Genomic DNA, 8,953 nt, shown 5'->3' on the forward strand with positions numbered 1-8,953 from the left:
CGCCGCCGCGCCGCAGATTGCGCTGCTGACGCTTCTCGGCGCGACGCTTGCGCGCGAGCGAGTCGGCCATACGCCGCGCGCGCTGCGAGCTCACCGTCGGCCCCGATTGCGGCGCGCTGCCATACGTGAAGGTGGTTTCGCCGCGATAGAGCGCGGCGAACTGCGCGCTGTTACGCGCGTTCTGGGCGCTGGCGCTGCGCTGCTGCGCGTCGGTGGCGCGTTGCGCGCCGGCGCTCGCCGCATCGTGCGCGGGATTGTGCGAAATGCGGCTCATCGTGGCTCCACGCGTATCAGAGCGGCACGGCGGCCTGCAGGATTTCGTTGGCGAAATGCAGCACGGCCGCGCACGAGAGCGGCGCGGCCACGACGATCGTGACCGTCACCGCGATGAGCTTGACCGCGTGCGACAGCGTCTGATCCTGCATCGACGTGATCGCCTGCAGAAATGACACGCCCAGCCCAACGACCGCCGCGACAATCACGGGCGGCAGCGAAACGGTGAGGCACAGCAACATGCCCTGCGTGGTGAAACGAACCAGCGTATCGGTATCCATAATCTCTCCGGCAAACTGCGCGCGCGGCATCAGCGATAAGTCATCACGAGGCCGTGTATGAGCGTCGACCAGCCGTCCATCACCACGAACAGCAGCAGCTTGAACGGGATCGCCACGTTGGTCGGCGTGACCTGGTTCAGACCCATCGCGAGCAGCACGTTGGCGATGATGAGATCGACCACGATGAAGGCGATGTAAAGCAGAAAGCCGATCTTGAACGCGTCGGTCAGCTCGCTCAGCGTGAAGGCGGGCGCGAGCACGATCAGGTCGTTTTCCTTGAGCGATTGCGCTTCTTCCTTGGGCCACACGACGCTCGCCGAGCGCAGGAAGAAGCGCTTTTCGCGCTCCTTCGCATGCTTGATCAGAAATGCGCGGAACGGTTCGCGCGCCGCGCCGAACGCCTGGATCAGCGCCTGCGAGGGCTGCGAGGCGAGCTGCTGGCCTTCGAGCGATTTGGCCGCTTCCATGCCGATCGGCGCCATCACGTAGATCGACACGAGCACGGCGATGCCGTTGAGCACCATGTTCGGCGGCACCTGCTGCACGCCGAGCGCGTTGCGCAACAGGCCGAGCACCACGACGATCTTCGCGTAGGACGTCACCACCATCGCCACGAACGGGAGCAGGCTGATCGTGACGACGACGAGCAGCAGCCCCGTGATATCACTGAACTGGACCATGCCGGTGCGCCATGCGGATGATTCGGATTCCCAGGTGTTCGCCAACGGTGACGAGCTCGCCATAGCCGATCGTCTGGCCGTGCGCGACGAGCCGAAGGCGCGCGTCGGCAACCGGCACGGGCAACTCGACCACGTAGCCCGGACCGAGCGTGGAAAGCTGTGCGAGCGGCAGCGCGACGGTGTCGATTTCGAATTGCACGGGCAGTTCGAGCTCGCCGATGTGGATCGGGTTGTCGGGTTGATCGACGGCGAGACCGGCGTCGGCGTTCGCCGGGTCAAGCTCTTCGGACATGTTCGGCTCCTTGAGGATGACGGGCGCTGGCCCGTCGAATGCGATTTCGGCGATCAGGCGCGCGAGCCCCGGCGTGCCCCACGCGGCCAGCGCGCGCGGACGCGCGGCGGATGCGGGTGGCGAATCGGGCGCGTCGGGCGGATCGTCTTCGTCGTAGAGGTGGCTTTCAAGCTTCTGCGGCGTATCGGATGCTGCGAGTGCCGCGAGTGAGGCCGCCGTCCACGAGGGAAACAGCGCGCGCAGCAGCACGTCGCCGACGTCGAGCGAGCGCAGCGTTTGCACGTCGAGCGGTTTCATGCCGACGATCAGGCTGCCGGGTAAGGCGAGCGAGGGAAAGTCGGGTGTCGGCGCGCCGGATGTCGGGTGGGTCTCCGGCGCGCGCAGGCGGGCGTCGATCAGATCGAGCGCGCGCGAGCACGCCGCGATGCGCAGCGTGTGAAGCGTGGGAGGCGTGAGAGGCGCAGCGTCGATCGGCATCGTGAAAGACAGCGCGATCTGCACGTCCGCCTGCAACGTCGCGCGCCGTACCGATACGAGGCGGGCGTCGCACGCCAGCGCGTCGCCGATGCGCGTGAGCATTGGTTCGAGCAGCACACCGGCGACGGCGTCGCGTAACGCGTGTTCGGCGGCGTCGTTGTGTGTGTCGGGCGCGTGGGCGCGCGCGGGGATCGCCACAATCGCGAGCGCAGGATACGCCTGCAAATCCAGCGCGATTCGCAACGAAGCGGGTTTGGATTCAGCGCCGTCGCGCGCGCTCAACGCAATCTCGACGATGGCGGGATCGGCGAAATTCGCTGCATGGATCTGCGTTCGACTCGCATCGATCACCTGCACATCGATCGTTTGCGCGCCGAGCTGAACGCATGCGAACGGCGCGAAGCGTGCATCGCCGATCGTGCGCGTGGCGCGTGCAGCCGCGCGGCTTAGCGCGGGCAACTGCAGCGGGCCGACCTGCGGCGCCTCGACCTGTGCATACGCACGGGTGCGTGACGGCTGCGAGCCGGTATCGGGCAGATCGACGGTGGCGGGTACCGCGAAGGGCGCGTTCATGCGTCGGTGAGGTCACCAGAATGTGAGTTCGATATCGCGGGGTTCGCCCCAGGCGCGCAATATCGCGTCCAGTTCGCGTTCGAGCAAACCGCTGTGCTCCAAGAGTAATTGCCTCGACTCCGGCGCCTGTGTATCGAACCGAAGCTGCAGCCGGAAACGCGAAAGCGAGAGGTACAGCGTGGTGTGCGGCAGCACGGCGGGGTCGATCGGCAACTCGATTTCCCAGTTGCCTGCTTCGGCCACGGCGGGGTCGCCGCAGAACGCGCCGATGTGGCGCGCGAGCGCCGCGAGCAGCGCGACCATGCGCTGCTGACGTACCAGAACGGCCGAGACGGCGGGCGCCGCCGCGTGCGCGATATGCGAACCGAGCGCGCTGCGCTGCTTCGTCAGGCCGGCGTCGGCGTCGCGATCGGGCGTGTCGTCGTGGGGCGCGGAGTCGTCGGCGTGGGCGAAGGGCGTGGGCGCGGCGGGAGCGTTGTCGCTGGCGTCATCGTCGTGCATTGTTCGCGTTGCGTCGGCGCTATCGTCTTGCGATGCCGCTTCGCGCGTGCGGGCATCGCGCGCGGGACGCCGCCACGCGCGACGGCCTTTGAGCAGCGCGGCGTAGTCGAAGTCGTCGGCGCTCGCGTCGTGCGGAGCGTCGCTGGAATCCGCCGAGCCCGGAATGATGCGCAGATGGCGCGAGCCGATATACGTCACGTCGCGCGCCTCAGATCGACACGCGGCCGAGCGGCTGCAACTCGACGTGCTCGCCGAGTTCCTGATACGAGTAGACGGCGAGCCAGCCGAGCCGCGCCTCGATCATGCGGCGCACGTAGCGGCGAATATCCATCGACGTGACGAGCGCCACGCCGTCGCGCGGCGCGGTGCCGACGAACGACTGAATGCGGTCGATCAGCAGCGTCGCTTCGTCGGGCGGCAGCGCGAGGAAATTGCCGGTCGGCGTTTGCTTGATCGCCTGGCGGATGTGCTGCTCGACCGGCATGTCGAACAGCACCGCGCAGAGCGTGCGCGCGCCGCGCGTGGCGCGATGCGCGATGAAGCGCGAGAGATCGCCGCGCACGTACTCGGTCAGCATCAGCATGTCCTTCTCTTTAGGCCCCCACGTAATGAGGCTTTCCATGATCGAGCGGACATTGCGGATCGAAATCTGTTCTTCCAGCAGACGGCGCAGCACATCGGCCATGCGTTGCGGCGGCAGCGCTTTTTGCGCCTCGGAAACGAGGCCAGGATAATCGGCGGCAAGCTGGTCGAGCATCCATTGCACTTCCTGAATGCCCAGAAAAAGCGGCGCGTGGCGACGCAGCAGCGCAACCGACGCGTGTGCGATGACCTGTTCCGCGCGCCAGACCGGCGTCTTCGCGGGCACGGCGCGTTCTTCGAGCCAATGCGTGGGCGTGCCGCTCGCGTCGATCGGCGGGCCGGATTCGCAGCGTTCGATGAGCGCGGCCCACGCGTTGGCGTCTTCGGGTGAGGCATCGGCGGCGGGCTGCACGAGCGCGGGCAGCATCACGCGTCCGGCGGGCAGTTGCAGCGTGAGTTGCGGCACGTCGTGCACGAGGATCTCGCAGGTGGACGCGGGCAGCGCCGCGTACGACCACATCGTGATGCCCGGAAACGGCAAGCCCAGTTCTTCCTGCAGGCGCGCGCGTTCCGCTTCGAACGATTTGTCGAGCGCGGGCATGGCGAGTCGCGCGACGAGATCGGGCGCGATACGCACGCCCAGCGGACAGGTGAATTGCGGCGGCCGCGACAGAATGGCGGGCACGTCCACCTTCGAACCCGAGCGCTGCATCGCATGCAGCGCCTCGCGTTCGTGCTCCTGTTTTTGCGGCTCCTTGCGCGAAAGACGCCACGCCGTGAAGGCGAGCGTGCCCGCGAGCAGCACGAAGAGCGCCGCGGGAAAACCGGGCACGGCCGCGAAACCGAGCAGCAGTACGGCGGCGAAATAGAGCGCGCGCGAACTCGAACCGAGCTGCCGGCCGATCTCGTCGCCGAGCGAGCTTTGCTTCGTCTGGCGCTCGTCGGCCACGCGCGTGATCATCACGCCGGCCGCGACCGAGAGCAGCAGCGAAGGAATCTGCGAGACCATTGCGTCGCCGACCGAGAGCACCGAAAAGCGGTTCGCCGCTTCGCCCGCGCTCATGCCGTGATACGCCACGCCCACCGCAATGCCCGCGACGATGTTGATCATCGTGATGATGAGCCCGGCGATGGCGTCGCCCTTGACGAACTTCATCGCGCCATCCATGCCGCCGTGCAACTGGCTTTCGACGGCGAGCGTCGCGCGCTTGCGCTTCGCTTCTTCGGCGGTCAGCAGGTTCGCGCGCAGATCGGCGTCGATGCTCATCTGCTTGCCGGGCAGCGCGTCGAGCGTGAAGCGCGCGCCCACTTCCGCCACGCGCTCCGAGCCCTTCGCGATCACGATGAACTGCACCGTCGTGATGATGACGAACACCACGAGCCCGACCACCAGATTGCCGCCCACCACCAGTTCGCCGAAGCTCTCGATGATATGACCGGCTTCCGCGTGCAGCAGAATCGATTTCGTCGACGCGATATTCAGCGAGAGACGATAGAGCGTGGTGAACAGCAGCAGCGAGGGAAACGCGGAGAGCGACACCGCATCGGGAATATAGATCGTCACCATCAGCAGCGTCACGCTGATCGTGATGTTCACGCCGAGCAGCACGTCGATCACCGCGGGCGGCAGCGGCAGGATCATCAGCGAGATGATCGCGACGATCAGCGCGACGATGCCGACTTCGCCACCGGCGGGCAGTCTGAGCGATTTGAACATGATGGTGGCGGGCTCCGGGCGGCGTTTTACTGGGGATCAGTGCAGCGGATCACTGCAACGGATTACTGCAGCGGCGTGGCGTCGCGATCGGACGCGGGCGCATCCTTGCGCGCGCCGATGGCGTCCACCCAGCGCAGGATGGCGGCGACGGTTTCAAACAGCTCCTCGGGAATGGGTTCGTCCACGCCGATCTTGTAGAGCGCGCGCGCGACGGGCGGATTGCCGACGATCGGCACGCCGCTTTCATGCGCGGCGCGGCGCAGCAACATGGCATGGTCGTCCATGCCCTTGGCGATCACGCGCGGCAGCGGATGTTCGGCGGGCGCGTAGCGCACGGCCACCGCGTAGTGCGTGGGATTCACGACCATCATGTTCGCGAGCCCGACCTTCGCGGTCGGCGGCGGCGAGTTCAGAATCTCGCGCGCGAGACGGCGGCGCTCGCCCTTGATACGCGGATCGCCTTCCTGATTCTTGTGCTCGCGTTTGACCTCGTCCTTCGACATCTTCATCTTCTTGAGAAACATGAATTGCTGAAGCTTGACGTCGGCGGCGCCGATCAGCACGAACACGGCGGACGCGACCATCAGCAGCTTGAGCAGCATGTCCCAGAACATGCGCGTGAGGCCCGGCAACGGTTGATACAGCGAGCCGACGATCAGCGGAAAGAGCCACTTGATGGTCATCCACATCACGGCGAAGATGATGGCCGCTTTTACCACCATTTTTACGGACTCGATCACGGTGCGGATCGAGAATATGCGCTTCAGACCCGAGCCCGGGCTGACGGCGTTCAGGTTCGGCGTGACCGGTTTGGTCGCGATCTGCAGGCCGACCTGGCCGATGCCCGCCGCGACCGCCGCCAGTGCCGCCGCGCACGCAATCGGCGCGCTCGCCTTGAGCGCGAGGCCGCCGATCGTGTAGAGCTGCGTCTGCATGTTCACGATCGAGTGATCGCCATGCACGAAGTCGAGCGCGAGCGTCATCACCGCGCGAAAGATGTCGCTGAGCTGGCCCGCGCTGGCCGCGAGCAGCACGACGACGGCCGCCATCGAAATGGCGTCGGTGAGGTCGCTGCTGCGCGAGACCTGGCCTTCCTTGCGCGCGTCCTTGAGTTTTTTCGCGGTGGGTTGTTCGGTCTTTTCTTCGCTCATACGGCGGCAGGATCGTGATTCGCCGCAAGGGCGCGGGTGGGGTGACGATAGCCCTGGCGCTCGCCAGACGCGGCACGCGGTGCGAAGGCATTGCGCGTGGTGCGAATCACGGGCGCCGCTTTCGTCGACGATGAATGACGCCTGCGAGCGCGATGCGCCCCGCCATCGGGCCGCTTCGCATCCCCGGTCCCATCTTCGCCTGCTGCGCGGGGCAGCGCGCAAGCGGTTGCTAATGTGCCCACATCGAGCGCCGGCCGCACGGCGCGCATGTTTCCCGACCCGGGCCGCGCCCCACGGCACGCCCGCCCAACCAGGAGCAACACGCCATGTCCGCGAGCACGCCGGAATATCTGAACTGCAGCCCCGACGTGGTCGGCGGCCTGATCGAAACCGTTTCGACCGCGCTGCTCGGCGACTTCCCGAAAGTCCAGGCCGATCCCTACGACATCGAACTCGTGCTCGACGCGCTGCGCGTGCTGCGTCCGCGCGTCACCGAGATCGACACGCTCGAAGGCATTCTGCACATGGTGCGCGGCCACTGGGACGATGCGATCCACGTGCTGCGTCAGGTCGGCGAAAACGCGCCGCGCTTCGGCTATGCGCGCGCGCTGCTCGCGTTCTGCCTCTCCGCGAAGGGCGATCCCGACTGGAAGCAGGAAGCCGCGCAGGCGATGGCGCTGAATCCCTCGCGCGATACGCAGCATCTGGTGCGTGCGCTGGAGGCTCGCGACGATCTCATCAACGCGATTCGCACGAAGCGTTCTGGCGGCCAGTTCGTCACGCCGACGTCGGTGGACGAACTCGCGACGTTCACCGATGAAATCGATGCGGAGCCTGCGCACGCAGCGGCGTCGCAATCGACGTCGCAAACAGCATCGCAAACACCCGCACAAGCGCCCGCGATCGAAACGTCTTTCCTGCGCGCCTGATTCGTCCGCGTGCGCGGCAGCCCAGTTCCACGGAGCAGCAGATGAGCATAGATCCGACCAGTCAGGCCATGCAGGCCTCGCTCGAACAGATGGCGGACGGCGCGTCGTCAACGGGCGGCGCGGGCGGCACCCCGCAGGCGCTCGCCGACAAGTTCCAGTCGATGATGCAGCAGTCGCCCATGAGCGCGCCCGCCGCGCCGGAAAACGACGGCACGGCGGTGGCATCGAAGCTCGTCGCCGCGCAGGACGCCGAGCTGCAGCAGACCGTCAACGACGCGCTGCAGCTCGCCCAGCAAGCGCCCACGCTGTCGATGAACGAGATGAGCGCGGGCACGATTCGCATGACGCTCGAACTCGCCAGCACGCAGCTCGATCTCGAAGCGAAGATGGGCGTGGTCGATTCGTCGAAATCGGCCATCGAAACGCTGATGAAGAATCAGTGATCGCAAGGCGCTAGCGCCTCGCCGCTTTCAACACGTTTTATGCCGCAATCCGCCGCCGTTTGCGGCTCTCCTCACGGAGTCCCTGTGACCTCGAATCTCCAAGCGCGGCGTCTTCGGCGTGCGGCGCTCGCGGGCGCGTTCGCGCTGTGCGCGCTGCTCGCGGGCTGCAAGAAGGAGCTGTACGGCAATCTGTCCGAGCAGGACGTCAACGAGATGCTCGTGGCGCTGCTCGAACGCGGCGTCGATGCGCACAAGGACAGCAACGACGGCGGCAAGACCTGGTCGCTCGACGTCGACGACGGCCAGCTCGCGCGCGCGATGGAAGTGCTGCGCGCGCGCGGCCTGCCGCACAAGCGCTATGACGATCTCGGCGATCTCTTCAAGAAGGACGGTCTCGTGTCCACGCCGACCGAGGAGCGCGTGCGCTTCATCTACGGCATGTCGCAGGAACTGTCCTCCACGCTCTCGAAGATCGATGGCGTGATCGACGCGCGCGTGCAGATCGTGCTGCCGAATAACGATCCGCTCGCGCAGACGATCAAGCCTTCGTCGGCGGCGGTGTTCATCAAGTATCGGCGCGATTCCGATGTCAGCGCGCTCGTGCCGCAGATCAAGACGCTCGTGATGCACAGCGTCGAAGGGCTCACGTACGACCAGGTGAGCGTGACGGCGGTGCCTGCCGATCCGGTGCAGATCGAATCCGCGTCGCCTTCGGGCATGCCGGGCTGGCTGCCGGGAGCGCTCGCGGGCGTGGCGATTGTCGTTGCCGCCTTGTTGCTGATGCTCGCGCGGCGCATGCTCACCGGCGTGCAGACGCGCGGCGAAGGTCATGGCGATGCGGCTGCCGAAGCCGGTGGTGGTGCGGGTGGTGCAAGCTCGACGCAACTGGGCGCCATCGTGCGGAACCTGCTCGCCCGCGTGCGCAAGCCGGGCCAGGCGCGCGGTGCGTGATCTCGTGCGCGAGCGGCCCGGCGCCGCGGCGCAGACGCTGCCGTTCCGGCGCGCCTCGCCGGTGCTGCACGCCTGGCAGCGCACTGTCCATACTACCACCGTA

9 protein-coding genes and 1 pseudogene are annotated in these 8,953 nt (G+C 66.7%); 3 read left to right on the forward strand and 7 right to left on the reverse strand.

Going from position 1 to position 8,953, the window contains the following annotated elements:
- The 7 genes and pseudogenes from G3N97_RS33230 to sctU form a co-directional block, all read right to left on the reverse strand.
- Positions 1-274, reverse strand: a pseudogene (locus G3N97_RS33230) (hypothetical protein); the annotation flags it as partial.
- Between the two features lie 16 nt (positions 275-290).
- Positions 291-554 carry a type III secretion system export apparatus subunit SctS gene (gene sctS, locus G3N97_RS33235; RefSeq protein ID WP_065061009.1) on the reverse strand — a complete coding sequence of 88 codons (264 nt, stop codon included), beginning with the start codon at positions 552-554 and terminating at the stop codon, positions 291-293.
- A gap of 29 nt (positions 555-583) precedes the next feature.
- The gene (gene sctR, locus G3N97_RS33240) at positions 584-1,234 is read right to left on the reverse strand and encodes a type III secretion system export apparatus subunit SctR (protein WP_205997139.1); all 651 of its coding nucleotides are present in this window, start codon (positions 1,232-1,234) and stop codon (positions 584-586) included.
- Positions 1,218-2,576: a type III secretion system cytoplasmic ring protein SctQ gene (sctQ, locus tag G3N97_RS33245; RefSeq protein WP_205997140.1), complete on the reverse strand. Its 1,359-nt coding sequence runs from the start codon at positions 2,574-2,576 to the stop codon at positions 1,218-1,220. Before sctQ ends, sctR begins: the two co-directional genes overlap by 17 nt.
- A 12-nt stretch (positions 2,577-2,588) precedes the next feature.
- The gene (gene sctP, locus G3N97_RS33250) at positions 2,589-3,275 is read right to left on the reverse strand and encodes a type III secretion system protein SctP (protein WP_205997141.1); all 687 of its coding nucleotides are present in this window, start codon (positions 3,273-3,275) and stop codon (positions 2,589-2,591) included.
- A gap of 10 nt (positions 3,276-3,285) precedes the next feature.
- Complete coding sequence (gene sctV / locus G3N97_RS33255) at positions 3,286-5,376, reverse strand: type III secretion system export apparatus subunit SctV (protein ID WP_205997142.1); 2,091 nt, start codon at positions 5,374-5,376, stop codon at positions 3,286-3,288.
- Positions 5,377-5,438: 62 nt separating this feature from the next.
- A complete protein-coding gene (sctU, locus tag G3N97_RS33260) occupies positions 5,439-6,527 on the reverse strand; it encodes a type III secretion system export apparatus subunit SctU (RefSeq protein WP_205997143.1) in 1,089 nt (362 codons plus the stop codon).
- Between the two features lie 326 nt (positions 6,528-6,853).
- On the opposite strand from sctU, the gene G3N97_RS33265 reads away from it, so the two are divergent.
- From G3N97_RS33265 to sctJ, 3 genes are all read left to right on the forward strand, one after another.
- Entirely contained in the window at positions 6,854-7,456 is a 603-nt protein-coding gene (locus tag G3N97_RS33265) for an HrpB1 family type III secretion system apparatus protein (protein ID WP_205997144.1), read from the forward strand.
- Between the two features lie 41 nt (positions 7,457-7,497).
- Positions 7,498-7,899, forward strand: coding sequence for a type III secretion protein HrpB2 (locus G3N97_RS33270; RefSeq protein WP_205997145.1), 402 nt, complete (start codon positions 7,498-7,500; stop codon positions 7,897-7,899).
- 144 nt (positions 7,900-8,043) lie between these two features.
- Positions 8,044-8,850 carry a type III secretion inner membrane ring lipoprotein SctJ gene (sctJ, locus tag G3N97_RS33275; RefSeq protein WP_241030988.1) on the forward strand — a complete coding sequence of 269 codons (807 nt, stop codon included), beginning with the start codon at positions 8,044-8,046 and terminating at the stop codon, positions 8,848-8,850.
- Positions 8,851-8,953: the final 103 nt, after the last annotated feature.

Origin of the sequence: Paraburkholderia sp. Ac-20347, assembly GCF_017104805.1 — a bacterium.
GTDB lineage: Bacteria > Pseudomonadota > Gammaproteobacteria > Burkholderiales > Burkholderiaceae > Paraburkholderia > Paraburkholderia tropica.